This window comes from Candidatus Omnitrophota bacterium, assembly GCA_040755155.1.
In the GTDB taxonomy this organism is placed as follows: domain Bacteria; phylum Hinthialibacterota; class Hinthialibacteria; order Hinthialibacterales; family Hinthialibacteraceae; genus JBFMBP01.
Map to the genome: position 1 here is coordinate 1 of JBFMBP010000048.1, position 26,331 is coordinate 26,331.

The following is a 26,331-nucleotide window of genomic DNA, read 5'->3' on the forward strand; positions in this document are numbered from 1 at the left end:
ACTACAATTCAATGTGTATACTATATTGATAGTCATAGATGGGATAAGGAAATTTGTAAAGGGGGAAATTATACAATCAATTATTTTTCGACGACTCTTCTTACTTCAGGCGGCTGACCTGTTACGAAATCTCGATAAATCGGAAAATTTCTGTAAAAAGAGCTGATTGTACTGGCGATAACTCCAACAAATATAGAAAAATAAACCATCTTTTTAGAAAAAAAAACGTCTTTCATTACAAACACCCCACTGCGCAACCTGCTGCGATTGCCGTGAATGTTACTAATTCAAAACCCATACATGTTGATACACTTATTGCATAACAATTACCCGCACAAAGTGCATACGCAAGACCAGTACCTGAGCAACCCCACAAACATGCTGTTACAGTACCCCCTTGGTATGCAGTCGATAAACAGGGATCTACTACACCTCTATCTGGATAATATGAATATATACAATCAGTGATGCAATCTCCATATCCATAGGGCGGTATAGGCGTAATTGTCGGCGTAGGATTCGCTCCCGTCGCGAACGCCATTGTATGGGGATTATTATCAGCCTGCATCATGATTATCCAAGCAATTAAAACACCCAACATAATCAGTAAAGAAACGAAGGAAATCTTTTCTCTTTTATCTTTAGATAATTTTGACATAATATGCTCCTTTTTTCTATAGGGATTTTGGTTAAAAGGCCTCGGAGTCGAGGATTTTGTCCTTCAACTCTAGGGAAATTTCCCGGCAGCGCACGACGGAACCTTTGGCGTCTTTCGTTACAAGGTTTAGTGCTTCGGAAAGATAGTTGAGCGCGATGTAAGGTTGTTTTCGATAAACCGCGATCTCCGCCAGGCTATGATTCACCCAACAACGAATTTCTGGAAAGGGTGATTTTCCCAATATTCCAAGTAGGATTTGTTCCGCCTCGTCAACCTTTTTGTCGTGCCAGGAGATATACCGCGCCCAGTTCATGGCGCAGTTGGCGCCCGCCAGGGTTTGGGGGTAGTAGTTGTCCATGACGAACTTGCAGATTTTCGCCGAGCCGTCCAGATCGCCGCCCCAGGCCATACTTTGTTGATGTAAGTCATAGAGTCCGGCGATGTCGTCGGCGGAAAATTGCGCTTTGATCTCTTCATCGTTAATCATATCGCTGTCCAGCAGTTGCTTGGTGATGACTTGCGCTTTGGGCAGGTCGCGGTGCACGTCCATTTCCAGGTCGCGCACGATGCGCATAGCGCGGGGGTAGATGTATTTCCAATCGCCGGCGTTGCGCTGCATGAATTCGGCGAAATCGGAGCCAGCCGCGTTTGTATCCCCCATTGCCAGCCGCGCTGACGTGAGATAGAGCGGAACGTTGCGGTATTCGTCCAGGCTCTTGTCTTCCCGCGTTTCGCGTCCCTGCGCCAGCTCGGCGTCGGCCTCTTGCAAAGCGCTTACCGCTTCGTCGTAGCGCCCATCATTTGCCAGGCAGAGCGCTTGGGCGATCTTTTGCGCCTGCGGATGATTGGTGGACGGCGCCAGCGGCGGATAGACCTTTTCCATCGCCATCGCTCCCGTATTGTCGCTCTTCATCAGTTTCAGCAGCGTGATGAAGATAAAAAAGTCCTCCTGCTCGCCGCGATAGAACGCATACGGCTCTTCGGCGACGGCGCGGCGGTATTCGAGGGTGCAAGCATCGGCCAGTTCGCCGCTTTCGATCAGGCTTTCGGAATAGCGCAGCAGAGCGTTTTGCCAATGGCGGGCTATGCCGTTAATGAAGAGGGCGATGGCTTCGCCGCCGCGTCCCAGCCGCTTGAGAAATTTGGCCTTGGTCAGCGAAGCCTGGCTGAAGAGGTAGGAATTCGCGTCCACGTCTCCCAGCAGCGCTTCCACCGCCGCAAGCGCTTGGGAATTCTCGTCCGGCGTGTTGGAGTATTTCACCAAATCGTCCAACCCCTTATTCACGGCCTCGGCGTCGTTGGATTTCGCCACAGCATTGAGCGCCAAATCGCGAAAATCGGCGGAGATGGGGCCTTCGTACATTTGCGCCGCACACGCTAATTCCCCGCAGATTAAGAGAGAAAAAATAGAGCCAGTAAGCAGAAATAGTTGAAATCTGCTCATATCCAACGCCTCCTGTACGATATGATAATTATTATGCTGACGATAATGAAAAAAAAATAGGTCAAGCCTTATCGGCAAAAATATCAAAAATATTTTTAGCGATTTGGATAAAAAATGTGAAAGGAATAAAGGCGGGCTGCGCTTCGCTTTGAGCCCACCCTACATAACTTTCCACGGCAGGTCGTCTACTCTCGAAACTCCGAAGGGGAGAAGCCGCAGCGCGATAAAACGCGGTAGAGGGATTCCCTCGTCAATCCCGCTTCTTCCGCCGCTTTTCGCACGTCGCCATCCGTTTTGATCAACAAGGCTTTAATGTAAGCGCGCTCCGCATCCAAAACGGCGGCGTCCCGGAAGGATTTAAAATCCTTTTCCAGAGGGGAGGAAGAAAGAATATCGTTCTCGGAGAGGGAAGGGGACAATCGATCGTCTTCGAGTTGAATATGCGATTCATCGATCTCGCCGCCGGAGGCGTTGAAAAACGCGGATTCGATAGCGAACTTCAATTGGCGTATATTGCCCGGCCATGAAAAAGATAACATCCGCCGCATGGCATTAGGAGCGATCGTTACCTTCTCCCGTTCCTGTTGCGCCGCGATTTCATCGAGAAAATGCTGCGCCAATATGGGAATATCGGATGCTCTTTCCCGCAATGGGGGCGCGAAAATTTTTTGTGCGGAAATCCGATAATAGAGGTCCTGGCGAAATTTTTGCTGGCTGGTTTCTTTCTTCAAATCGCGGTTGGTGGCGCAAAGAATGCGAAAATCGCTTTCAATCTCCTTAGTGCTGCCGATAGGACGAAAGCGCTTGGTTTCCAAACAGCGAAGCAGTTTCGGCTGAATTTCCATAGCGAATTCGCCCACTTCATCGAGAAAGAGCGTTCCGCCATCCGCTTCTTTCAACAAACCGCTTCGTTCCACCGATCCGGTAAAAGCGCCTTTCGTCGATCCAAAAAGGATCGATTCGATCAAGGATTCGGGAGTCGCCGTGCAATCCATAATGATGAAAGGCTTCTTGCAGCGGCTACTGTTTAAGTGAATCGCCTCGGCGATATATTCCTTTCCGCATCCCGTTTCTCCTTCGATCAAAACGGGCAAATTGTTGTCGGCGGAACGCAAAATGGCTTCGTAAACCGATTCCATCGCTTTTGAAGGGCCGACGGCTCCCGGAAATTCAAACCGTCCTTGTTTGGCCTTAAACCGATAATTTTGTTCGCGCCGCAAAGAGCAGACCTCTTCGATCCTTTGAATTTTCGTTAAAAGCATCTCCGAAGTAACCGGTTTTGTTAGAAAATCCCAGGCGCCCGCATGCATGGCTTCCACCGCTCTCTCGATCGTTCCATATCCCGTAATAATAATGAATAGCATTTGAGGATTCATTTGCTTCAGCCGCCCAATAAGAAGAACGCCATTCAGATCGGGAAGTTGATCGTCCAGCAAAGCGATATCGAAAAGTTGACGGGAGGCTTCTTTGATTGCGGAAGCGGCGTCGCAAGCCGCTACGGTAAAATAACCATAGAGCAACAGGATTTTTTGGAGAATATCGCGTACGACAGGATCGTCGTCCACTACCAAAATGGAAATGGGCTTTCGTCTTTCATCGTTTAAAATCGATTGTTCGAGATTTTCGTTTATCATCGAATTCGCTGGCATTTCAAGTGTAACCTATCGGGATAATTGTAATCGATAAGGTTACTTCTCATGATATCATAGGATTCTTTACCAACCAAACGGCAAAGCGAAATTTCCTCGCGCCGATGCGCATAATTTAATTTAAACCTATAGAAATAAATAACTTAGCGCTTTCATTCGATTCCAATAAATCGGATATTTCCTCGGAATTCCATCTTTTCATCCGATAAAAATGCAGATCGTTCAACTGGCGCCTAACTTGCTCATTGACTAACAATCAAAACCGGCGTTTTTCTTTGGCGTATTGCGTTTGAGCAATCATTTACGCCCAAGAGTCGGTATTATCATTCATTTAGAAATCCGAGGGAATTATGTATACGCCGATGATATCGTCATCTACGGCGCTGATTATATCCCAGGACGAAACTTTTATCCTGGATATAAAGGATAGGCTTCGCCAAGAATTCAATCTCCAAATCCGCTTGTTCGATTTAAAAATACTTAAGCAGCCTTTTCGTCATACAAAACCTTTATTCGTTATATGGGATGGGAGAAATCCTTGCGATAATTGGAATTATCTTTTGCGTTGGATCCGCGAACATTTGCGTGGATGTCCCATCATCGCTCTTTTTGACGAATCGGGAAAAGAGATCCGCCGCGAATTGCAAAAAATGGGAATCAATATCTTTTTGGATTTCGATTCCTTTCAATTTGCGGACGATTTGAATAGGCACGTTTCCGCCATTTTAATGGATTCCAATTAAAAAACTATTTGCGATCGGCTTATTTGACGTTACACTAAATCAACAGAAACAATAGTATATCAATAATATCCGTGGATTATCGAGAGGAGAAATCCAATTATGTCGGACGAAAAGCAAAAAGAAGTTCAAGCGCAGCAATACGTTTGTTTCGTCGTGCATGGAGAGGAATACGGCGTGCCTATTTTATGCGTTCAAGAGATTATTCGTTATGAGACGCTGACCCGCGTGCCCCAAAGCCCTCCTTTCATCGATGGCGTATTGAACTTGCGCGGCCAGGTTATCCCCGTTATGAATCTGCGCAAAAAATTCTCGCTGCCCCCGCGCGAACTGGATAAATCGACGCGCATAATCGTCGTCGAGGTGAAAAAGAGGGTAGTAGGAATCGTCGTCGACGAGGTATCCGAAGTATTGCAAATCAATGCGGAATCGATCGATCCGCCGCCGCCGATGGGCGCCCAAATCAACACGAATTTCATTCAGGGAATGGGGAAATTGGACGAACACCTCGTTATTCTTTTGGATATTGACAAAGTTCTTTCCTCGGATGAAGTGACCATGATGGAAAGCGCTATAGCATGAACATCGCAATGTGCATGTAGGGCGAGCCAAAGAAAGCTCGCCCTACATTTCTGCGCTTGCCTCTTCGGCCTAAACGAAACATTCTCTTCACTTTTCTGCATTCCCCGTTATACGAAAATCGTCCGCAAGAATATGCCCCCAAGGTTCGGACGAGGCGTCGACGATTTCAAGGCGAGCCTTTTTCCCTCTCCAATGGCGTATATCCCAAACAACGCGCTCCATTTTTTCTGAACGCTTTCCCGCCGCGCGCAAAACCACTGCGCCATCGATGAGCAAACCGACGTACGTTCGATCGGGATCGTCGCCCCCTCCTAAAAGAAAAACGATGTGATCCGACTCTACGATAAACTCCGGCGAAAGCAGGAGTCCTTGCGCTTCATCGGAGCCGTTGAAATAGGAATCAACGAAATAATTCCCCTCTGCGCCTTCCACAAACGATTGGCCGCCTATCGCTTGGCAGACGGGCGCCGCGCCGAAAGCCGCGCCGCTCGCCGTCCAATCGCTATAACTTCCATTTTCAAAATTCCAATAGCGTCCGGGAGGGCGAAAAACCTGCGCGACATGATCGAGGCGCACTACTTTCCCCGCATCGCGGCTCGCCGCCATCCAGATCGCCTGCCGATTCCGCCAAGGATCAAGGGACCACCGCACCGGCCCCCATCCTTCCTCTCCCCCGCCGTGAAGCGCCCGCACCACCCGCCACCCGCCAATCTCTAAAGGCTTAATTTCGGATTCGTGGGAGAAATCGAAACTATATTTCAATTGCTGCGGGCGGACATAATAAAAAATGCTTCCCAAAAGCGGTTCGCCGGAATGGCGTTGAAAGATGGATCGCGCTTCCCGAATGGGAAGTTCGTCTCCATAAGGCGATTTCTCGAAAACGGCCAAGCAGATAACGGAAGCTGTAGCCTCTTTCGGCATAGATGCCCAGAAGCGCAATTCGTCCCCTGCGATAATAAAGGGCTGTGATTCCAATGTTCCCAAAGTTTGTTCCGCCTCGAGGCGATTGCCGGCGGAGATTTCATCGTCTTGGGGCGATCGCCGAAAAGCCATGCCGATTCGTTTTGCGCCAAGATAGCCATTTTCGTAGGTCCACTCGTCGCCCGCCAAACGGCATCTTTCCGTTTCCATTACGGGAAAACGCCCCGCTTTCTCTTTACGAGGGATATATAAATTTACGTTTTGAATTCGAGTCGACTCGAAAAAAGCAGATAAAGAACCCCGCCACCGGCTCTCAAAGGAACTCGGCTTTCCCGCCAGCGCTTCTTTAAAAGTAGGAAAAAGAACCAAAGGCTGCCGCGCATAAGAATCGGGAAAAATAGGCTCCCAATCCAAAGCGGGAAAAGAATGGCGGATGTAATCCAAACTAAGCGGAGTCAACTTTTCCCAATCTGAAAAATGCGCGAAGAGAGCAGGAGAAAATCGAACGGCGCGCCTTGTATCCGGACGATTCGAATCATAAGCAAACGCCCGTTCGATCGAGGAATGAATATTATTCCAATACCCGGCGCGGGTGAAGAGAAGGCGGTATTCCATCGGTAAAAGATTGATGGCAAGAAATCCTATAACGCCGGTCATAACAATCAGGACGGTTCGATGGAGTTTCATCTCACTTTTCGCCGCCCAATAGATTCCCCGAACCGCCAGCAAAATCATCGGCGGCAAAACAATCAAGCCGATTTCTTTACTGGTTTCCAAAGGAAGAAAGGATGCCGCTGCTCCAAAGGCGGCCAAGATGAAAAGCAGGAATATTCCTTCCTCTTTTTTCCCGCCTTCCATAAGCCAATACGCGGCGCCCGCCATAGCCAGGAATCCGAAGATCGGAACGGGAAACGGAAGATCAAGGCCGCCATTGCCCCAAAATAGCAGCCCTTGCTGAAATCGATGCGGCCATTCTCCCGTAAGCATTTTTACGAGATTCAATTCGGCAAAGAAGCCGGGAAATTCCGCGAGAGACAATCCCCCAAACGCTCCATATTGAATCGATAAAAATAGATAGGCGAATCCCATCGGCGCAACCGCGAGCAGGGGCGCAAACAACCAGGCCAAGGCGTCGCGCCGCTCTGTTTTTACCGAATCGATTTTTATCGCCGCGAACAGGAAAGGAAAAACGGCGATTATGGCCGCAAGCAAAAATCCTTCCGCGCCGCTGGCGCTCAAAAAAACGAGGGTTAAGAAATAACCGTTCAGGCCATCGTCTCTTTGGGGATATCGGTTTAACGTTTCGATAAAGATAATGGAGGTCAATACAGCGGAAGGCGAAAACTGCGCCGTCATCCACAAAATGGGATGAACCGCCAATAGAATCCAAAACGGCAGGCTTTCCTCCGATTCAAGCCATCGTCTTTGGAAACGAATCAGACTCCCCATGAAGAGGGCGAATAGAATGGTTTGTCCGATCCAAAGCCAGAAGAGCGAAGAAGATAGAATCCGCTGCGCGGCGTAAATCGCGCCCGCCAGCAGCGCATGGATATTTTGCAGAGGAACAATCAGGCTGGTATTATCGCCGGGAGGGAACATCTGAAAAAACGACCGCGAAAACAATAGCGTCAAGCAATCTCGATTCGAATAAGCGAAAAGAACTTTCTCGGAAGCGATCAACGCCAAAGCGTGAACCAAGGCGAATACGATCGTCAAAACGATGGGAATTCGCAACGAAATTCCATGGTTCGCCGCCGGCTCGCCGTTTATTCCCTGATTCATGGATTTAACAATTCCTATGGATGAATCGCCGGATTTTCTTGAATGGCTAAGCGCTCCCATCGCCGCCAGCGAAAAGAAACGAGCCGTTTCCGGAAATGGCCGCTTATTCTTCTTGCCCGCGATTTTCATACTATAATTGAAAGACAAACGTTCGTCAGGGAAAAGGGGCTCCTTGAAGCGACTTTTCTCGAAAGAGCGTTGAGGCCGATTGAACCTGATCTATTCAATCCCACAACTGCCAATCGTTTAAAGGTGAATCGATGAAAGAACAGAACCTTTCCCGGCGGCGCATTCTGCAAATGAGCTCGCTCGCCGTCATTCCGAGTCTGCTTGCTTCTTGCGGCGGCGCTTCTTTGAAAAAAGGCCCGAAGCCCATTCAAACAAAGATCAATATGGATATTCATTGGGCTAGACGCCAGGAATGGAAAGGGACGGAATTTGTTTTTGGAGTCGTCCGCTACGGCGAATTTACGCTCATGGTACAGCGCAACGATCCAATGGGCTGGACCTTTCCCGGCGGAATCGTCGATCCAAAAATCCATGGCCCCAAATCGCCAAAGGCTTTGGAATTGGTATCCGCCGCCGCCGATTATATTTTGATGCAAGCCAGCATAGCAGTATTGCCGAGCCGGGCGGTTATTCTATCTTACGGCTATCTCATCGACGAGAAGAACGACCGCATCGTTCAAGCGCATTGGGTTTCCATCTCTCCCGCCAGTTCCTTCCCTCCCCCGCCCCACGCCGATCTTCACAATACGTCGGATGCCAGATGGGTAACGCTGGACGATCCCAAAGCGGGCCATTGCCTGCGCTTAAGAATGGAAGAATCCGTCGGCGCGGGAGAAGGCGCTTCTGTAGTTTACCAAACGTGCCGATCCTGATGGGGGATTTGAACCAACCTTTTTCTACGCCATAGATGGCCAGAGCATGATTTTTAAGGAATGATACTTTAATGTTAGAAACGCCGCAAAAAACCAAAAAGCGAAGATGGGCTACTTTTTCTTTCGGCCCCGAACTGCTTCCCTTGGAGCCGTTCGATCTCCAACCCATCGCCGATATTCCCATCCGCCTAGCCGTGGAAGAGGGCGCCATCAAGAGAAATAAAGAACTGGCGTTATATAAAACCAAGGAAGACTGGAACGTCTTTCCTAAAGGCAGCATCGTCATCGCAGGCTTGATCGAAAAAGGCAAAACCTTCGCCGTGTGGATAGGAAATTCGAAAAATGTTCCCCTGGAAGCCATCGCGGGAACGGGATGCGCCCTCATCGCGGAAGAAAATGAAAACTCAGAGAGATCCGTTAAAAATTCGCCCCAATGCGCCATCCCCGGCCAAACGATGAAGCAGCGGCTAAGAGGAGTTATTCCCGCTGCGCCTATGAAAATTCACGTGAAATTGCGAAAACCAAGTTTAAAGAATTGGCCCAAAAGGAAAATTGGAACGCATTGGCGGCCTGGGATTAAAACATTTTTCATCAGGGGAAAAAAGCATATATACTAATCGATCGATACGTTTTAGTAGAGAAAAGAAAAATCGATGGTGCCTGTTTTTCATTCCATCCCATCGGAGCGAGCGAAAGGCCTCGGAAATGCGCGCAATAAAACTTAGCGGTCAAATAACCCGGGAACGTCAACTGCAAGTTGTTTTGCCGATCAACATCGAGGCGGGTCCCATAGAAGTGATTATTTTAACGCCGGAAGAAAAATCGCCCGAAACGTCTCAAACTTTAAACGCTTTTTTAAAGGAATCCGCCGATTTTCCGCTTCCTCGGCGCAGCAAACAAGAGATCGATCGTTATCTGGAAGAAGAACGAAACGCTTGGGATTTCTAATATGCCTCGCGTCTATTTGGATAGTTGCATCGTTATTTACTTGGTGGAGAGAGCGCAAGAGGCGGAATCTTTCGTTTTCCAACCAGATGTACGGATATACGTGTCCGATTTAACCCGCTTGGAATGCCGCGTTTTTCCCATTCGCCACCAAAACCTGCGATTGTTGGAGCGATACGATGCTTTTTTCGATCTTCCGGAGGTTGCGCTTCTCGCTTTAAATACGGAAATATTCGCTCTAGCTGCGCAATTGCGGGCGGAACATCGAATAAAAACACCAGACGCAATTCATCTGGCCGCCGCAATCCAATACGGTTGCGAGGAGTTTTGGACGAACGATAATCGATTAGCCGTTAGCGCCAATGGACGGATCAAAGTCGTTGTTCCTTTTGCTTGAAATTATGAATCGTTCGAGGTTCTTGCAAAACTATATTATTCCTCCCCCAAGCTTGGGGGAGGTTAGGAGGGGGTTGAGATAAGTCTAACAAAATCAACCCCCCTCTAACTCCCCCCAATCTTGGGGGGAGAATTGAAAAGAAAATTATACCATTTTTGCAAGATCCTCGTTCGAAAGCAATGGATAATCGAATGCTCGTCCTCTCAACGATGAAACGACTCGCTCTTCTCCTTCTCTTCTTTTTCTTCCCGACGTTGACCTTTGCAGAAATCATTCCTTTGACGATCCTGCATACCAACGATTTTCATTCCTACTTACTGCCCGACAAGGAAGGCAAAGGGGGAGCTGACGTCATCGCCGCCTATCTTCGACAGGAACGTTCGAAGCCGCAAAATCTTCTGATTCTGAATGCGGGAGACATGGTCAGCGGAACGGCGGTTTCCGCCATGTATAAAGGCGAACCGATTTTCCATGTCTTAAACCGTTGGTCGCTGGACGCCGCCGTATTTGGCAATCACGAGTTCGATTATGGGATTCTCGCAATTCAACGCTTTCGGGATATCGCCCATTTCCCCCTTATCTGCGCCAATGCTTTCACGATGGCGGAAAACGGCCAGATGCGTCTCTTGGCGGACGCCGAGTGCGAGATATTCGACCGGGGAGGGCTTCGCATCGCCATTATTGGAGTTGCGCCGGAATGGACGGTAGCCATGACCACGAAGGATGCCTCTCAGGATGTCCGATTCGTGGACTCCATCGCCGCCTTGAAGCGTCTCGTTCCCCAGTTCAAGGGAAAAGTCGATCTCCTCGTCGCCCTTACCCATGTCGGCGTAGGCCATGACCGCAAAATCGCCAACGAAATTCCAGCCATCGATCTCATCATTGGTGGACATAGCCATACTGTTTTAGAGAAAGAGGAGAGAGTCAACGGCGTTCCCATCGTCCAGGCGGGCAGTAAAGGCCTTTACATCGGCCGCGTCGAATTGACCGTGGATACGGACAAAAACCAGATCGCAGATTTTTCCTACTGCCTGCTTCCCGTCAACCGCCAACTGGCGCAGCCCGATCCGGAAACGGAACGCCTGGTTAAAGAATGGGAAGATAAAGTCGCGGAGCTCGTGGACCATCCCCTAGGCGAAACCCAAGTACCCCTATCGAAAATGCAGATGATTTATATCGCCCAGGACGCTTTTTTGGAGGCTTGCGGCGCCGACTACGCCCACCAAAATCCTGGAGGAACGCGCGGAGGATTAGGCCAAGGCGCTTTTTCCTATCGCGAAATCTGGAACATCTTTCCCTTCGACAATACCTTAACCGTCGCCCAGGTTCCGGGACGTGAAATCCCATCCGATTTTTACGGCAAAGCGCCTATCGATCCCAATCGGAATTATCGCATAGTCACCAACAGTTTTGTGCGCGACCAATGGGATAGGATCCATCCCGAATTGAAGCATTGGCAATGGGAGGATACGGGTTTTTCGTTGCGGGACTCCGTCTTTCGTTATATCGAAAAAAGAAAAACCATCGCCCCGGCGCAAATGAAGCGATAACGAGCATTGATTCCTCAAAGAACCGCGATTAGATAAAGGATGTAGAAGAGCCATCTTGGCTCTTTCTCTACTCAAGAGGCTGGAAGCCTCTTCTACTCTACGCATTCAATTCGCGATTTAGGAGATTAAAAAAATGGAAGATCAAAAAGAATTGCAAGAAAATCAAAACGAACAAGAAGAACCGCTTCCCTATGAAGAATACGGCTGGGAATTTCATAAAAGACCCTTGCTGTACGCTCTCATCCTTACGGTTCTGTTTTATGCGTTCATCACTTTCTACGTAAATTTGTGATCCATCAGAACAGACATTTTTCCTATCATTCCATTCATTATCCTTCGAAGAGAGGAAATCGATGAAAATCTTTCGTCCGCCTCTGTTTCATTCCATTCTTTGTCTATGGCTATTGGTTTTCGGGATCGCGGGAACCGGTCAATCATCCGAACCAGCTGGCTATATCAATTTGGCTTCCGATCTGGAAATCCTCCGCAAGGATTTCTATTTTCCCGCCTTGGCATCGGCGGTAATCATGGATGGGAAACTCCACGCGGCGGGCGTCGTCGGCGTCCGCAAAGAAGGAAGCGGCGTGAAAGCGGAAATCGACGATCCTTTTCATTTAGGCTCATGTGGGAAAGCGATGACCGCCTCTTTGATATGCCTGCTCGTTCAAGAAGGCAAGCTGAAATGGGAGACCACGCTCGCCGAATATTTTCCCGATCTAAAAGAAACCATGCATCCAGATTATCGCAAAGTGACATTAGTTCATCTCCTTTCCCATCGCGGCGGCGTTCCCGGCATGATGGACGGATGGGATCCTCTGACGGACGAACAAGCGGAATCCCTCAGAAAAATCAAACCCTACCGTCTTCAACGGAAACGGATGATCGAAATCCTTCTCAGCAACCCTCCCATCAATAAGCCGGGCGAAGAATTTGCGTACTCCAACCCCGGTTTTGCGCTGGCGGGCGCCATTGCCGAAACCGTGATGGATCAAGAGTGGGAAGAAATGATAAAAGATAAACTCTTCCGTCCGCTGGGCATGAAAACGGCGGGCTTCGGCGCAATGGGAACAAGTGACAAGATCGACGCGCCTTGGCAACATATCGTAAAAGACGGCAAAAATATCCCCATCAATCCTGGTCCAGACAGCGACAATCCTTTCTTCATAGCGCCGGCAGGCATGATTCATTGCTCCATTCTCGATTGGGCGAAATATATACAATGCGTATTAAAAGCGGATCGTGGAGAACCTGGCCTACTCGATCCCAAACTCATACTGCCTTTAAAAGAACCGCCTTTTGAAGGCGATTACGCTTTAGGCTGGAGCATTACGGAACGGAGTTGGGGCGAAGGCCGAGTCATCACGCACGCCGGCAGCAACGGCAAGAATTTTTGCGTCGTTTGGGTTGCCCCGCATAAGAACTTCGCCGTACTGGCCGCCGCCAACCGCGGCGGCGACAGCGCGCCGGAAGGGTGCGACGAGGTATGCGCATCCATGATCCGCAAATTCTTGATTAAGGAATGAATCCGAGCCATAAGAAAGAGAGAGATATCATGCCTATCTCGAAGAAACGCTTAGAAGAAATTAATGCCATAAAAGATAAAGATATCGATACAGAGGACATTCCTGAATTGGACGAGCGATTCTGGAAGAACGCCCGGCTCGTCTTGCCTAAGCCGAAGCCGTCCATTTCTTTACGGATCGATTCCGACGTTTTGGAATGGTTTAAATCGATTGGACGCGGATACCAAACCCGGATGAACGCCGTATTGCGCGCTTATATGGAAGCCCATCGCGAAAAACACTCCTGACAAGAACTCATGATAGCGCTGGTTTGATGCGCAAGGCGGATCAAAGAAAGCAAGCCATGAATCCGAACGGTGAAGACCAGCGAAAACCGCCTCGATTTACGCTTTACAAGTTATGGTTTTATGTTCTTGCTTACATTGCCCTCAATGCTTTCTCCCAGTTCTTGACATCCCCCACGGCGGAATTGGATCAATCCGAGCAATTAGTGTTAAGCCAATCGTTGCAGTTAGGCTACGCGAGCCACCCACCGTTATACACTTGGATCGCGTTCGGCGTTTTTATTTTTACCGGTCCCAGTTTGTTGGCTCTCCTTGTCGTAAAAATTCTTATCCTCAGTTCGCTGATGGGGCTATTGATCGCTGTAGGCAGAGAATTCGAATTTTCGGAGCGGCAGCATCTTATCGCCATAATCGGAGTAATCTTTATTCCCCAGTTCATCTGGGAATCGCAACGGGATTTAACGCATTCCTCCTTAGCCACGATGTTCGCCGCCGCCGCTCTGCTGCAGACGGCGCGGTTGAGCCGCAATCCATCGGTGCGCAACTATGCGCTGCTTGGCCTAATCGCCGGTTTCGGCGTGCTTAGCAAATACAACTTCTTGATCTATTGCCTCGGATTGTTGTTGGCCGCCGCCTTTACGCCGCAGTACAGAAAGGCCGTTTTCCGGCTTCCTCTCCTCCTCAGTATCGCGATAACCGTTGCGATGGCAATCCCTCATGCTGTTTGGGCATCGAGCCATATCGCAGCCGCCGCAAGCAGTCTGCACAAAATCGAATCGATATCGGGCAAGCCCTTGTTGGGGATAGGCAAAACGTTCGCTGCGGTTTTGGTTTTTCTCACTCCATTTTGGTTAGCGGCTGTTTTCTTGGCGGGACGAAAAATCCTTCTGCCGGTTGCGCAAGCGGGCTATCGGCTTTTTCTATCGCGTTTGTTCCTCGTCATGCTAGGCGTCATTCTTCTTTTTGTACTCCTCAGCGGGGCGCAAAAAATCAAGGATCGCTGGTTTCAGCCCCTGCTTTTTTTTACGCCATTGCTTCTCGCTCTCTACTCGGCGCCATCTCCGAAAAGGCTCCGCCAATTCTATGGCATCGGAATCGTTTGCGCTTTGCTGATATCCGTCGCGCTGCCCATGCGGACGATCCTTGCCGGTTATACGGAGCGGACTAACCGGCTGAATATTCCTTTCAAGGCGTCGGCGGCGAAACTGAGCCAATCGATCGGAAGCCCAGCAGTCATCTTTGCGGAGAACAGGTTGTTGGGCGGCAATATGAGACTCGCCTTTCCCAGCGCCGCCGTAATTACGCCGGACGAGCCGGCGCCGGCTCGAATACCAAGCGGAAAATGGGTTATTCTTTGCGAGACTATCAATGGCCAAAACCAGGAATTCCGTGAATGGTTGAAAAAACAGGCCCATATCGATTTGAAGGATTTATCATTCGATAGCATTACGCAAACTTACTATTATTCCCAAGACCGCAAATACAGCCTTTACTGGTCGGCGATGAACCAGCCATGAACCTCTCCTTCCGTGCGGCGGATAAGCGAATCTATCCGCAAGCGCATACCGGCTGTTTCCCATATCGTCTCGCTTCATCGGCGAATACGCTATAAACGACGAGAGGGACGAGCCGCGCCCCGTCCCTCTCAATCCGCATCTATTGTCTTAACTATCACGTCGTCGAACCTAGTTCATTCCAAGTAACGATCGTCGGTTCGAAGGTCTTGGTTTTGCGCTTATACATAGCCTGACGCCCCATGAGTGATATCAACGTCGAAATACGTCCCGTCTCCTCGTTGCTGAGCGGTTTTTCGTTGTGGCGGATATGATGGAGGAACGCTTCCAATTCGTTGGGCGTGCCGTATTCCCAACTGGGAGCAGGTTCACCCAACTGCTTTTTCTCGCCCATATTCGGACGCGGATACTTGACGCTCTGCACTAGGTCTACCCCTCCCTTTTGGCCATAAACCCAAAGCTTCTCGCCGGTGAATTCCTCGCAGGAGTAGAAAACGTGAGTATACGAGTAAATAACGCCGCCGGGAAATTCGTACATGACGGCGGAGTGATCTTCGGAATTATGTTCGGGCGGAGTCTGCGTCTCGCGGGTGATATTGCCCATCGCCGCGCATTGAATCGGGTGTTGGCCTTTCATAACCCATTGCATGACGTCCATGTGATGGCAGGCTTGTTCTACCAACTCGCCGCCGGACATATCCACGTCGCCAACCCATCCGCCGACGGACCATGTCCACTGCCATTGGCCTTGCAGGAAGGTGATGTCGCCGACGATTCCGTCATGCACCGCCTTGACGGCGGCTTGGAATCCCGGCGCGTAGCGGCGTTGAAAACCGATCTGGTAGATGCCTTTCGCTTTTCTCGCCGCTTTGACAATCTGGTCGACTTTTTCCACCGTGCAATCCATCGGCTTTTCGCTGAAGCAGTGAAGACCCGCTTCTAAAACGGGGATGACGCACTTGGCGTGATTGCCGACTTCGGTGGCGACGATGACGCCATCGAGTTTCTCTTTCTCCAGCATTTGGCGGAAATCCTTATAAGGTTTAGGTTCCGGCTTAAATTCCTGGCAGATATTCATAGCCTGTTCGAGCCGGTCGTCTCTCAGATCGCAAACGGCTCCCATTGTAACGCCCTCAACGTGAGTCAATATTTTCAAATGAGTTTGCCCGCGCCCTCCTGTGCCGATCTGGCCCAGAATCACCCTGTCGTTAGCGCCAGAAACGCGGTTGTATGCGCCCGCGGTCAACGCCGCTGCGCCCGCCGTCCGCATAAAATTTCTTCGATGAACTAAATTCTTCGCCTTCATTGCATCCTCCAATATTCTTTTGAGACTGTGGGATAGGGAGACTGTGGGACAGGGAGACAAAATTTGTCGCTCCGAAGCCTTTTTTCCTTATCGCCGCATCTCAATGTCTCAATGTCTCCCTGTCTCAATTATTTACTCCTCTCCCAGTGAACGAGGGAATGGAATGGCTCAACCATAAGTTATCACGTCGTCGTTCCCAAATCTTTCCATGTTACCATCGTGGATTCGAGTTTGCTTTTTTTGCGGTTATACATCGCCATGCCGCCCATAATGCCCATCAGAGTCGAAAGGCGACCGGTTTCTACGTTGCTGAGGGGCGTTTCGTTGTTGCGGATATGGCGGGCGAAGGCTTCCAATTCTTCATAGGTTCCATTGTCCCAATCCGTAACTTTCTCGCCCAGTTTCACCGGTTCCCCCTGGCCGGGGCGCGGATATTTCATTCCTTCCGGCAGGTTGATTCCAGCCTTTTCGCCATAAACCCATAGCTTCTCGCCAGTAAATTCTTCGCAACAGTTCATCAGGTGAGTATAGGAAAAGACGACGTCGCCCGGAAATTGATAAACGATGGCGGAATGATCTTCGGCGCAATGCGCGGGCGGATTTTCATGCTTCTCCGAATTGATCGCCATGGCGCAGCAGTGGAGCGGCTTCTGGCCGTTCATAGCCCACATCATGGCGTCGGCATGGTGGCATGCTTGCGCCAAAAACCACGATCCCGCGATATCCATATCCAAATAACGCCCGCCGACGCCATAAGCCCAATGCCACATTCCTTGCAGGAACGTTACTTTCCCGATGCCGCCTTCATGGATATGTTTCATGCAAGACTGGAAGGTGGGAATGTAATGGCGTTGGAATCCGATTTGATAAACGGTTTTCGCTTTGCGGGCGGCGCGGGTTACGCGGTCGACGTTCTCCACGCTGATATCCATCGGCTTTTCGCAAAAACAATGAATCCCGGCTTCCATCACGGGAATGGCGCATTTGGCGTGATTGCCTTCCTCCGTCGCCACCAGGCAGGCGTCCAGCTTCTCTTTTTCGAACATGACGCGGAAATCGAGATATTTCCGAACTGGAGGTTGGTACTGCTCGCAAATCGCCGCCGCCTGATCCATGCGTTCGGGAACCAGGTCGCAAACCGCCGCCACCTGGAAATCGGGGATATTGGTTATCGCTTGCAGCAGCCGCCGTCCCCGTCCCCCCGACCCGATAATGCCCAGCGTTATTTTATCGTTGGCGCCCAGCGCTTTCCCCGGCGCGCTTAGAGCGAACGCGGAGGCTCCCGCGCTGGCGGTCTGGATGAATCTTCTACGTGAAAATCGTACTGTGGCCATCTTCTCCTCCCTAGAGGTTTCTCGGAAAACGATCTTATTGGCTTTTCTCTTATCGGAGCGCCGTTTCAAGATCGTTTTCAATCTTTCGCCGTTAGGAAAAACGTATCGTCTTTGCTTACTGGAATCCGAGGACTCCTTCTCATCGATCATCCCGGTTTCAATTGTCCGCGTCAAGTTGGGTTGGGACAATTTTTGGGAGATTAGGGAATATAAACCTGTTGAAATATAAACAACTGCTTCGAAAGAAGCTGACGCCTCGCGAATATTTATTGAATTTCTTCTCTATTCTTAATTTCGAATATCTATCATAACATATTGAAAAATTAAAACTTAATATAAATTTATCTATGATTAGCAATATTGGCGCGATTCTTGCCCTCACTCAAAAACGAAAAAACAAAACAACGCTTTTTAGGCCGAAAACGCCATCCCGGGTAAATCGTTTCCGTCCCTGAAAGAAAAATGGTTGTCACATAATTTGAAAGGAGTACGGCATCCATGTTTGGAAAAAAGAAAATCAGTTCAAAAATTGCATTCGTTCTTCTGATCGGCGCAGCGTTGGTTCTGGCTTTTTCTCCGTCCAGTTTCGCGGAAGAGGAAGCCCCCGCTTACGTCAGTCAAGAAAATGGAAATTTGATGTGGATGTGCATCGCCGCTTTCCTGGTTTTTTTCATGCAAGCAGGTTTTGCGGCGGTGGAATGCGGTTTCACCCGTTCGAAAAATTCCATCAACATCATGATGAAGAACCTTCTCGATTGCTGCATCGGCTCCATCGTTTTTTGGGCTATCGGATTTGGATTGATGTTTGGAACCGCTGCTTGGGGACTGATCGGAACCGACGGTTTCGGATTGTTTAAATACGCTATGGACGGCGAAAAGACGAACTATTGGACATACGGCTTCTGGATGTTCCAAGTCGTTTTCGCTGCGACGGCCGCTACTATCGTATCCGGCGCCGCCGCCGAGCGCACGAAATTCGTCGCTTATTTGATCTACTCCGCTATGATATCCGCCTTTATTTATCCCATCTTCGGCGCCTGGGCGTGGGGCGGATTGTTTCAGGGAGGCGGATGGTTGGAAAATCTCGGCTTCATCGATTTCGCCGGATCAACGGTAGTTCACTCCGTCGGCGGCTGGGCGGCGCTCGCCATATGCATTTCCCTCGGACCGAGAATCGGAAAATACGATCATGTCGGCAAGCCCCAAGCTCTTCCAGGCCATAACATTCCCTTGGCGGCGATGGGCGTATTCATCCTCTGGCTAGGCTGGTTCGGCTTTAATCCCGGCAGCACCACAACCCAAGGCGGCGATCTAGCCGTAATCGCAGTAACGACGCATCTAGCCGCCTGTGCGGGCGCTTTTGGAGCTTTAATCACCGCCTGGATCAAATTCGGAAAGCCGGATGCAGGCATGACGCTGAACGGCGTTCTCGCCGGACTGGTAGGCATCACGGCGCCATGCGCCGACGTTAGTCCCCTCTCATCGATCGCCATAGGCTTTATTGCCGGTATCATTGTCGTCATCGCCGTTATAATGATCGAAAACATAGGCATCGACGACCCGGTGGGCGCCATCTCCGTTCATGGCGTTTGCGGCGTATGGGGCACGCTGGCGGCGGGATTGTTCGCCGAAGAAAAATTCAGCGGACACGCGGGATTGTTTTTTGGCGGCGGATTTCATCCCGTCATGGTACAGCTGATCGGAATCATCTCTTGCTTTTTATGGACGTTCATCACCAGTTTCGTCTTATTTCAAATTCTAAAAGCAACGGTCGGCTTGCGCGTCTCGCCGGAAGAGGAACTGGAAGGTCTGGATATCGGCGAACACGCAGGACACGCTTACTCCGATTTCGCCATCCAACGGTAAATAAAATCGGATAAAAAAAGAAGGAAAATCGTAATGGAGGCAATAAACCATCATGATTAAAATCGAAGCGATCATTCGTCCTCATAAATTAGACGACCTCAGAGTCGCCTTGGAAGAACTTGGAGTTACGGGAATGACGGTGAGCGAAGTCCGGGGATTCGGAAGGCAAAAAGGCCATCACGAACTCTATCGCGGCCGAGAATATACCGTAGCTTTTCAACCTAAAATCAAAGTGGAAATCGCCGTCAAAAAAGACCTGACGGAAAAAATCGTAGATGCGATTCGCCAGACTGTCGCTACGGGCCAGGTCGGCGACGGCAAAATCTTCATTTACAACATCGTGGACGCCGTGCGCATTCGCACCGGCGAAAGGGCGGAAGAAGCCTTATAGGCAGCGATTAGCGGCCAGTGATTAGAAACTCATGTTACGCGCGAAGGCCTTTTTCTTATGAATTTTTTTCCCCAATTCCTTACCCAAGATGGAGAGAGGTTAGGTGAAGGAAGATATTAATCGACTTAATCCCTCACCCTAATCCTCTCCCAGAGGGCGAGGGAATGGAAATGCGAAACATGAGTTCATAATCGCAATTTTCAGATCGCTAATAAAAGAAGAACGGCCCGGGGGATTCGATCAATCGCCGGGCCGTTCTTGTCTGTATTTGAGCATATTGCTCAGGTTTAATCAGTCTCATTGTATATTTTTATACGGTTCAAAAAGAAACCATAAAATCGTCATCGATCAAATCCCTTCACTCTATTGCAGTTAGGTAAATTTATCCTAGTTTGAAAGCATGGCATGTTTATTGTTGAACAATTTATATTGTTCACGATGGAACAGACGCTAAGAACATCCGGCGTCGTTTCATCCTTGCACTTTACAACACAATGGAGGATTCGATGATGAGTTGGACTCGGAGAGGTTTAATCTTAATGGCCGGTATGATGTTAGCCGGCGTCATTTCCTTGCCCGTCCTAGCGCAAGAAGCGGCGAAAATCGATTCCGGCGATACGGCGTGGATCATTACATCCACTTTGTTGGTCATGGTCATGACCGCGCCGGGTTTAGCCTTGTTTTATGGCGGTCTGGTCAATCAACGCAATGTATTGACAACGTTAATGCACAGTTTCTTTTGCTTATGCTTGGTTAGCGTTCAGTGGGTTGTTATCGGTTACACGTTATCATTCGGCGCTACGCAAGGCGGCGTTATAGGCGGCTTGGGACATCTTTTCTTCAACGGAGTGGGACCAGACGCCAATGGAACTATACCCCAACTCGTTTTCGCCATGTTCCAGTGCATGTTCGCCGTCATAACCGTGGGTTTGATTACCGGCGCTTATGCGGAACGCATCAGTTTTTCCGCCTTCGTCCTCTTCTCGCTCCTTTGGACGACATTGATCTACGATCCCTTGTGCCATTGGGTGTGGGGCGGGGGTTGGATGGGGCCGAAGGGTTTGAAAGCCCTTGATTTTGCAGGCGGAACCGTCGTTCATATCAGTTCCGGAGTTTCCGCATTGGTTACGATCCTCGTTATCGGTAAGCGGCACGGGTATCCTCATTCCATCACCCCGCCGCACAATTTACCCTTTACTCTGATCGGCGCTTCTTTGCTCTGGTTTGGATGGTTCGGATTTAATGCAGGCAGCGCCCTCGCCGCTAACGGGTTGGCGGGCCTTGCATTCTGCGTGACGAACACGGCGGCCGCCACAGCGGCTCTCACCTGGCTGCTGATCGAAAAAATATTCCACGGCAAGCCTACTATCCTGGGCGCCGCGACGGGGGCCGTCGCTGGATTGGTCGCCATTACTCCCGCCTCCGGTTTCGTCAGCGTCTGCTCTTCTCTATGGATCGGCGCCGGAGCGGGCATCGTCTGTTATATCGGAGTCAATACCATTAAAAAACGGTTTGGATACGACGATACGCTGGACGTATTCGGCGTACACGGCTTGGGTGGAACCTGGGGCGCCCTCGCCACGGGACTTTTCGCCAGCGAAGCCGCCGGTGGAACCAACGGATTGTTCTACGGCAATCCCACCCAACTCTGGCTGCAATTCGTGAGCGTCGCGGCGACCATCGCTTACGCCGGAATTGGAACATTCATTATTCTGAAAATTGTGGGTATGATTACTCCCTTAAGAGTGAAAGTGGAAGATGAAGTGGCGGGAATGGATCTGAGCCAACACGGCGAAGTGGCCTATAACTTCTTTTCTCCTGGCATGAGTCCAACCAGCCATTAAACTATCGAGATTGAAGGCTATTAGAAAAAAATAAATGGAGATGAAAATGATGAATAAAATCGAAGCCATCATTCGTCCTCACAAATTGGAAGACCTGCGCCTGGCGTTGGAAGAACTGGGTGTCGTAGGCATGACAGTCACGGAAGTACGGGGTTTCGGACGCCAGAAAGGACACCAGGAAATCTATCGCGGACGCGAATATACCATCGCCTTTCAACCCAAAGTAAAAGTCGAAATCGCCTGCAAATCGGAAATGACCGAGCGCGTCATCGATACGATTCGCAGCGCCGTGAATACCGGGCAGGTCGGCGACGGCAAAATCTTCGTCTACGATTTGAAAGACGCCATCCGTATCCGCACCGGCGAGCGATCCGAAGAAGCTTTGTAAAAAGAACTCCAATCGAAAGCAGGGTAAGACGCGTTTTCCTCATCATCAAAAACGAAAAAACAGCAAAAAGGGCGAAACGGCGTCTCGCCCTTTTTTCTTGTTCGATCTTAATCATGTTATGCTCAATGAAAAACGTAAAAAAGAATAATTGGGGGTGGCAAGGACAATTTTTTTTTGCCCTTGATCTTCCCTTCGACTTCTGGGTATAGATCAGCCCAATAGGCGAGAGATGAATATACGTAACATAGTTATTAATTGGAAACGTTAATACTCATACAAAAATGGCTCTAGGTTTCCGAAGAGGAAGGTCTTTTCAAACCTAGTTCCTTCATGACCAATTGCAGGTCTTCCCATATTTTTTCTTTTTCCTGTTTTTGTTTTTCAGGAGGCAAATGCAAGATATAGGAGGGATGAAAGGTGGGCATGAGTTTGACGCCTTGATATTCATGCCAATGGCCGCGCAGCCGCGAAATCGGCGCTTGGGTTTTGAGCAGGGTTTGGGCGGCGAATTTGCCCAAGGCGATGATGGCTTTCGGTTTGATGACGGCTAACTGCGCATGGAGAAACGGCTCGCAGGCGGCGATTTCGTCGGATTCGGGATTGCGGTTGCCGGGAGGGCGGCATTTGACGACGTTGCAGATGTAGACGTCCGAGCGTTTGACTCCCATGCCGTTTTCGATCATTTTCGTTAAAAGTTGCCCGGCGCGGCCAACAAAAGGGACTCCCTGCCGATCTTCATCCTCGCCGGGGCCTTCGCCGACGAAGACCAACGAGGCGGAGGGATTGCCTTGGCCGAAGACGACCTGGGTGCGGCCTTTGCAGAGTTTGCAGAGCTGGCAATCGGCCAGCGATTTTTTTTGCGCGTCAAGGAGTTCTTTCGGGGAAGCGGGATGAAGCGCTTTCTGCGCCTCGTCGGAGAGATATAGCGTTTTCACGCCTAGAGCGGAGAGTTGCTCCAGGAAGATTTGCGTGGCTTCGACGGGGGAGAGAGGCGCTGGATTCATTGTTTTATTAACTCATGCTACGCGCGAAGAAAAAAGAGGAAAATGGTTTACTTTCGTATTGAATCACGAACACGCGAAAGGTAAAAGAAAACCACGAAAAAAACATAAAAATCAAATAACGCTTAGGATCATGCCATAAAAGGATTTTTCCGTGAAATCCGAAAGAATCCGCGATATCCGTGATTCAAAAATTTCGTGGAATTCGCGCCTTTTTGCGGTTTCGTGATTCGAAAACGCAACGAAAAATAAAACCTATGCGCTGCGTTGGATCGGTTGCTCCAACTTGCGGGCGGGACGCCCGCGCTCCCAGGTTGCGTAATATGCGCTATTAAAAATTCATTATTCAGCATTGTTTCTAAGAATCTCGCATAAGGCTTCGTGCAAAATTCCATTGGAGGCGAGGGAATTTTTCATTGTCAATGCGCGGTCGCCGTCCAGGCTGGATATGCGGCCTCCGGCTTCTTCGATGATAGGGAAAAGGGGAGCCGTATCCCAAATATTCATTTTCGGTTCGTAGATGGCGTCGGCGCGGCCCGCGGCCACCAAAAGAAAGCCGTAGCAATCCGCATAGGTATATTGAACGCCGGTATCGCGCAGCAAGCGCAAGAGCGCTTTTTCTCCTTGATAACGCATAATCGCATTAGGCGGCTGCATCATGATGGAGGCTTTGGATACCTCGCGGGTTTGGGAGGCGCGGCATCGGTTTCCGTTGAGGAAGCAACCCTCGCCAGACAACGCCGCTATCGTATCGCCCAACACCGGGAAGCGCACCACGCCAAGCAGGCTTTTGCCGTCCCGTTCCAAGGCGATCATGCAGCCGAAGAGCGGCACGCCGCGCACGAAGGATTTGGTTCCGTCGATGGGATCGAGAATCCAGCGGAAGCCGGAATGGCCGTCTTTGACGCCGAATTCTTCGCCAAGGATGGCGTCGTCGGGAAAGCGCTTGCCGATTTCCGCCCGCAGAAATTCCTCGGCGGAACGGTCGGCGATGGTAACGGGGGAGTTATCGGGTTTGGAATCGACTTGTATCTCTTTTTGATAATATTGAAGGATAATCTTGCCCGCGTTTTCGGCCATTTCGATGGCGAAGGCTAGTAGTTCTTTCATAAAGGTTGCATCTCCTGGAATTTCGAACTAGCGAATAAGATATTGTCAGAATCAGGATATCCATGATGTACGGATTACTAGGATTTTTATCTTTTCTCCTGAAAATCCTGCTAATGCAGATCCTCCTGATTCCGATAATTTAAAAAGCAAAAATACATTGCGTTTGCCACTCATCCCTTGGCATCTGCAGGTTATGGAAAATAGCGATATATCTCTTTTCGGTGCAGGCAACGAACGAAAATTAAACAATCTCCCCTGTATCTTACACCAATTCGGTAATCTCCAACGCGAATGCGATAGGCATTATCTGATTTCGTTATTTTGACTAAGTTAGGAATATCCTTTATATCAATATATTGTGGGATTTTAAAAAAGGATAGGTTTTTGATTTTTTCATAAATTGGAGCGCCTCTTAAAGATTTAATATCTTTTAAAAAGGCGGGGTTGTATGATACTTTCATTCTTTTTCAAGTTCCCGCAATGCTTGATCGAGGGATAAGGGAATTTCATTTTTGGCTTCTTTCATCGCCCTCAACAGTCCTTCATCTTCCAGGGCTTCGATAAGAGTTAGATACTCTTCCCAATCGATAACGACCTTTACGATATGGCCTTTGGCGTCTGTTATGAATTCTTTGGCGTATGGATAAGCCATTTTCCATCCTCGCTTGAATCGAATAATGCCAAAACTCGGCTATCGCCGAAATTTTACTTCTCCGCCGGGCGGTTGGGAAGGTAATTCCATTTCACAGCCAATAGAGCGGCGCCTACGAAGGCAAAGATGACGAAGAGGTGGAAGATCGCGTCCCATCCGAAGGCTTCTTTTACGTAGGCGACGATGTATCCCGATAAAAGTTGTCCCGTCGATCCCACGCCGTTAATAAAGCCCGCCGCCGTGGCGGCGCCGCGCTGTGAGCCATCGTCCTGGGCGCCCGCGCCGGTCATCAGAGTATCCGGCCCATACGTCAGGAAGCCGATCAAAGAGATGCCGATGGCGTTGCCAAGAGGTCCAAAACCCGCCAGGGTAGGATGGAGGAAAAACGCGATTCCCAAACCAAACAAGAAGAGCGATCCGACGGGAAAGCGGCGCGAACCGAATAGTTTATCCGAGAGATAACCTGCGCTTACGGCGCCGGTGAAACCGATCAACTCGTAAACGGACGAAGTGTATCCCGCCGCCTGGCCGCTATAGCCTAGACGTTCCGTCATGTAGATGGGCAGCCAGAAAAGGAAGGCGTAGCGCGTCAATTTCAAAAAGAAATACATGATGGCGATTATCCACACGGTGGGTTTCGAAAGAACTTCGAGAAAAATATCCCAGGAAACCTGGTTTTGACTCGTCATCGCTGGCGTATTGGATGCGGCGGCTTGTTGGATATGTTCATCGTCTTCAGGGAAATCGGGTAAGCTCGCGTCCGAGGGTTTATTACGAGCGAATAAGACATAAACGAGCAGAATGACGGAGAGAAGTATTGCCGGAAACCAGAACCCCCTTCGCCATCCCCACGAAGCGAAAAAAGGCAGATCGTAGGCGAAATAGGTGGCGACGCCTGTGGCGATGAAGCCGCCCAAGACGTAATTCGTCCCCCACCAGGCCATGACCACGCCTCGTTCCTCCCGGCGGAACCACGTGGCCATGTTTTTCACCAAACCGGACCAACCCGTCGATTGTCCTATGCCGTTGAAGCAATTCAAAACAAGAAGAAGGGTAAAAAAAGTCCCGATAAATCCCATATAAATATTGGATGCGATAACAAGAAGCAAGCCTATTCCGACAATAAAGCGCGGTCCGAAGCGATCGGAGAGAACGCCGTTGATAAATTGGCCGATAGCGTAAAGCAGGCTGTAGCCGAAGATGATATTGGCGTATTGGAAATCGGTCAGCCCCATTTCCTTCAATTGGGGCGCAATGACGCCCAGGTTTTTGCGGCAAAGGTAAAAGCCCGCATAAGCGAGCCAAGTTACGATGAAGATGCGAATACGCCAATTCCTTTGTTCGCGGGTTAATACTTCGGCCATGTTTCAATCCACGCTCCCGTAAAGGGAGCGACTCCCAAGGTAAGTTCTATCTGCCGTTGAAAGAAAACAATTTAAAAAAAATATCCTCAAGCCATTTATATATCTATAAAACCATTTCAATATAATTTAAAAATAGAGCGTTGAATCACTCTACTATACTGCTCATTGAGGATCAAGCGTTTGCGCCAAGTTCGAGAAGAGCGGT

Annotated in this window: 26 protein-coding genes; 15 read left to right on the plus strand and 11 right to left on the minus strand. The window is 49.6% G+C overall.

Annotated elements, in window-relative coordinates; all coding sequences use genetic code 11:
- Window positions 1-235: 235 nt before the first annotated feature.
- The 3 genes from AB1656_05805 to AB1656_05815 form a co-directional block, all read right to left on the minus strand.
- Window positions 236-658: a hypothetical protein gene (locus AB1656_05805; GenBank protein ID MEW6234882.1), complete on the minus strand. Its 423-nt coding sequence runs from the start codon at window positions 656-658 to the stop codon at window positions 236-238.
- Between the two features lie 31 nt (window positions 659-689).
- The gene (locus tag AB1656_05810; GenBank protein MEW6234883.1) at window positions 690-2,102 is read right to left on the minus strand and encodes a hypothetical protein; all 1,413 of its coding nucleotides are present in this window, start codon (window positions 2,100-2,102) and stop codon (window positions 690-692) included.
- 185 nt (window positions 2,103-2,287) lie between these two features.
- Window positions 2,288-3,736, minus strand: coding sequence for a sigma-54 dependent transcriptional regulator (locus AB1656_05815; protein ID MEW6234884.1), 1,449 nt, complete (start codon window positions 3,734-3,736; stop codon window positions 2,288-2,290).
- A 365-nt stretch (window positions 3,737-4,101) separates the two neighbouring features.
- On the opposite strand from AB1656_05815, the gene AB1656_05820 reads away from it, so the two are divergent.
- Window positions 4,102-4,494 carry a hypothetical protein gene (locus tag AB1656_05820; GenBank protein ID MEW6234885.1) on the plus strand — a complete coding sequence of 131 codons (393 nt, stop codon included), beginning with the start codon at window positions 4,102-4,104 and terminating at the stop codon, window positions 4,492-4,494.
- Between the two features lie 99 nt (window positions 4,495-4,593).
- Window positions 4,594-5,073, plus strand: a complete 480-nt coding sequence (locus AB1656_05825) for a chemotaxis protein CheW (GenBank protein ID MEW6234886.1) — start codon at window positions 4,594-4,596, stop codon at window positions 5,071-5,073.
- Window positions 5,074-5,160: 87 nt separating this feature from the next.
- Here AB1656_05825 and AB1656_05830 read toward each other — a convergent pair whose 3' ends face one another.
- Complete coding sequence (locus AB1656_05830; GenBank protein ID MEW6234887.1) at window positions 5,161-7,776, minus strand: hypothetical protein; 2,616 nt, start codon at window positions 7,774-7,776, stop codon at window positions 5,161-5,163.
- A gap of 260 nt (window positions 7,777-8,036) precedes the next feature.
- Between AB1656_05830 and AB1656_05835 the strand changes: the two genes are divergently transcribed.
- The 9 genes from AB1656_05835 (at window position 8,037) to AB1656_05875 (ending at window position 14,873) form a co-directional block, all read left to right on the plus strand.
- Window positions 8,037-8,657, plus strand: coding sequence for a hypothetical protein (locus AB1656_05835; GenBank protein ID MEW6234888.1), 621 nt, complete (start codon window positions 8,037-8,039; stop codon window positions 8,655-8,657).
- A gap of 71 nt (window positions 8,658-8,728) precedes the next feature.
- The gene (locus AB1656_05840) at window positions 8,729-9,274 is read left to right on the plus strand and encodes a hypothetical protein (GenBank protein ID MEW6234889.1); all 546 of its coding nucleotides are present in this window, start codon (window positions 8,729-8,731) and stop codon (window positions 9,272-9,274) included.
- 88 nt (window positions 9,275-9,362) lie between these two features.
- On the plus strand, window positions 9,363-9,605 hold the full coding sequence (locus AB1656_05845) for a hypothetical protein (GenBank protein MEW6234890.1): 243 nt from the start codon (window positions 9,363-9,365) through the stop codon (window positions 9,603-9,605).
- Window position 9,606: 1 nt separating this feature from the next.
- The gene (locus AB1656_05850; GenBank protein MEW6234891.1) at window positions 9,607-9,999 is read left to right on the plus strand and encodes a type II toxin-antitoxin system VapC family toxin; all 393 of its coding nucleotides are present in this window, start codon (window positions 9,607-9,609) and stop codon (window positions 9,997-9,999) included.
- Window positions 10,000-10,190: 191 nt separating this feature from the next.
- Entirely contained in the window at window positions 10,191-11,549 is a 1,359-nt protein-coding gene (locus AB1656_05855) for a bifunctional UDP-sugar hydrolase/5'-nucleotidase (GenBank protein MEW6234892.1), read from the plus strand.
- A 133-nt stretch (window positions 11,550-11,682) separates the two neighbouring features.
- The gene (locus AB1656_05860) at window positions 11,683-11,841 is read left to right on the plus strand and encodes a hypothetical protein (GenBank protein ID MEW6234893.1); all 159 of its coding nucleotides are present in this window, start codon (window positions 11,683-11,685) and stop codon (window positions 11,839-11,841) included.
- Window positions 11,842-11,902: 61 nt separating this feature from the next.
- Window positions 11,903-13,072 (plus strand): serine hydrolase domain-containing protein, encoded by a 1,170-nt coding sequence (locus AB1656_05865; GenBank protein MEW6234894.1) that lies wholly within the window; start codon window positions 11,903-11,905, stop codon window positions 13,070-13,072.
- A 29-nt stretch (window positions 13,073-13,101) separates the two neighbouring features.
- The gene (locus AB1656_05870; protein MEW6234895.1) at window positions 13,102-13,359 is read left to right on the plus strand and encodes a BrnA antitoxin family protein; all 258 of its coding nucleotides are present in this window, start codon (window positions 13,102-13,104) and stop codon (window positions 13,357-13,359) included.
- A gap of 56 nt (window positions 13,360-13,415) precedes the next feature.
- Window positions 13,416-14,873 carry a glycosyltransferase family 39 protein gene (locus AB1656_05875; protein ID MEW6234896.1) on the plus strand — a complete coding sequence of 486 codons (1,458 nt, stop codon included), beginning with the start codon at window positions 13,416-13,418 and terminating at the stop codon, window positions 14,871-14,873.
- Window positions 14,874-15,027: 154 nt separating this feature from the next.
- Here AB1656_05875 and AB1656_05880 read toward each other — a convergent pair whose 3' ends face one another.
- Together AB1656_05880 and AB1656_05885 are read right to left on the minus strand one after the other, a co-directional pair.
- Window positions 15,028-16,176, minus strand: a complete 1,149-nt coding sequence (locus AB1656_05880) for a Gfo/Idh/MocA family oxidoreductase (protein MEW6234897.1) — start codon at window positions 16,174-16,176, stop codon at window positions 15,028-15,030.
- A gap of 182 nt (window positions 16,177-16,358) precedes the next feature.
- The gene (locus AB1656_05885; GenBank protein ID MEW6234898.1) at window positions 16,359-17,510 is read right to left on the minus strand and encodes a Gfo/Idh/MocA family oxidoreductase; all 1,152 of its coding nucleotides are present in this window, start codon (window positions 17,508-17,510) and stop codon (window positions 16,359-16,361) included.
- Window positions 17,511-18,008: 498 nt separating this feature from the next.
- On the opposite strand from AB1656_05885, the gene AB1656_05890 reads away from it, so the two are divergent.
- From AB1656_05890 to AB1656_05905, 4 genes are all read left to right on the plus strand, one after another.
- Window positions 18,009-19,376, plus strand: a complete 1,368-nt coding sequence (locus AB1656_05890) for an ammonium transporter (GenBank protein MEW6234899.1) — start codon at window positions 18,009-18,011, stop codon at window positions 19,374-19,376.
- A 52-nt stretch (window positions 19,377-19,428) separates the two neighbouring features.
- Complete coding sequence (locus AB1656_05895) at window positions 19,429-19,767, plus strand: P-II family nitrogen regulator (protein ID MEW6234900.1); 339 nt, start codon at window positions 19,429-19,431, stop codon at window positions 19,765-19,767.
- A gap of 506 nt (window positions 19,768-20,273) precedes the next feature.
- Window positions 20,274-21,611 (plus strand): ammonium transporter, encoded by a 1,338-nt coding sequence (locus AB1656_05900; protein MEW6234901.1) that lies wholly within the window; start codon window positions 20,274-20,276, stop codon window positions 21,609-21,611.
- A gap of 49 nt (window positions 21,612-21,660) precedes the next feature.
- Window positions 21,661-21,999: a P-II family nitrogen regulator gene (locus tag AB1656_05905; protein MEW6234902.1), complete on the plus strand. Its 339-nt coding sequence runs from the start codon at window positions 21,661-21,663 to the stop codon at window positions 21,997-21,999.
- Window positions 22,000-22,286: 287 nt separating this feature from the next.
- On the opposite strand, the gene AB1656_05910 is transcribed toward AB1656_05905, so the two are convergent.
- The 5 genes from AB1656_05910 to AB1656_05930 all read right to left on the minus strand — a co-directional run bounded on the left by AB1656_05910 (window position 22,287) and on the right by AB1656_05930 (window position 26,126).
- Window positions 22,287-23,003, minus strand: coding sequence for a uracil-DNA glycosylase (locus AB1656_05910; protein ID MEW6234903.1), 717 nt, complete (start codon window positions 23,001-23,003; stop codon window positions 22,287-22,289).
- A gap of 339 nt (window positions 23,004-23,342) precedes the next feature.
- On the minus strand, window positions 23,343-24,110 hold the full coding sequence (locus AB1656_05915) for an inositol monophosphatase family protein (protein ID MEW6234904.1): 768 nt from the start codon (window positions 24,108-24,110) through the stop codon (window positions 23,343-23,345).
- Window positions 24,111-24,301: 191 nt separating this feature from the next.
- Window positions 24,302-24,571: a type II toxin-antitoxin system RelE/ParE family toxin gene (locus tag AB1656_05920; GenBank protein ID MEW6234905.1), complete on the minus strand. Its 270-nt coding sequence runs from the start codon at window positions 24,569-24,571 to the stop codon at window positions 24,302-24,304.
- Entirely contained in the window at window positions 24,568-24,762 is a 195-nt protein-coding gene (locus tag AB1656_05925) for a hypothetical protein (GenBank protein MEW6234906.1), read from the minus strand. The genes AB1656_05920 and AB1656_05925 overlap by 4 nt, the downstream gene beginning before the upstream one ends.
- Window positions 24,763-24,815: 53 nt before the next feature.
- The gene (locus AB1656_05930) at window positions 24,816-26,126 is read right to left on the minus strand and encodes an MFS transporter (GenBank protein ID MEW6234907.1); all 1,311 of its coding nucleotides are present in this window, start codon (window positions 26,124-26,126) and stop codon (window positions 24,816-24,818) included.
- Between the last annotated feature and the right edge of the window lie 205 nt (window positions 26,127-26,331).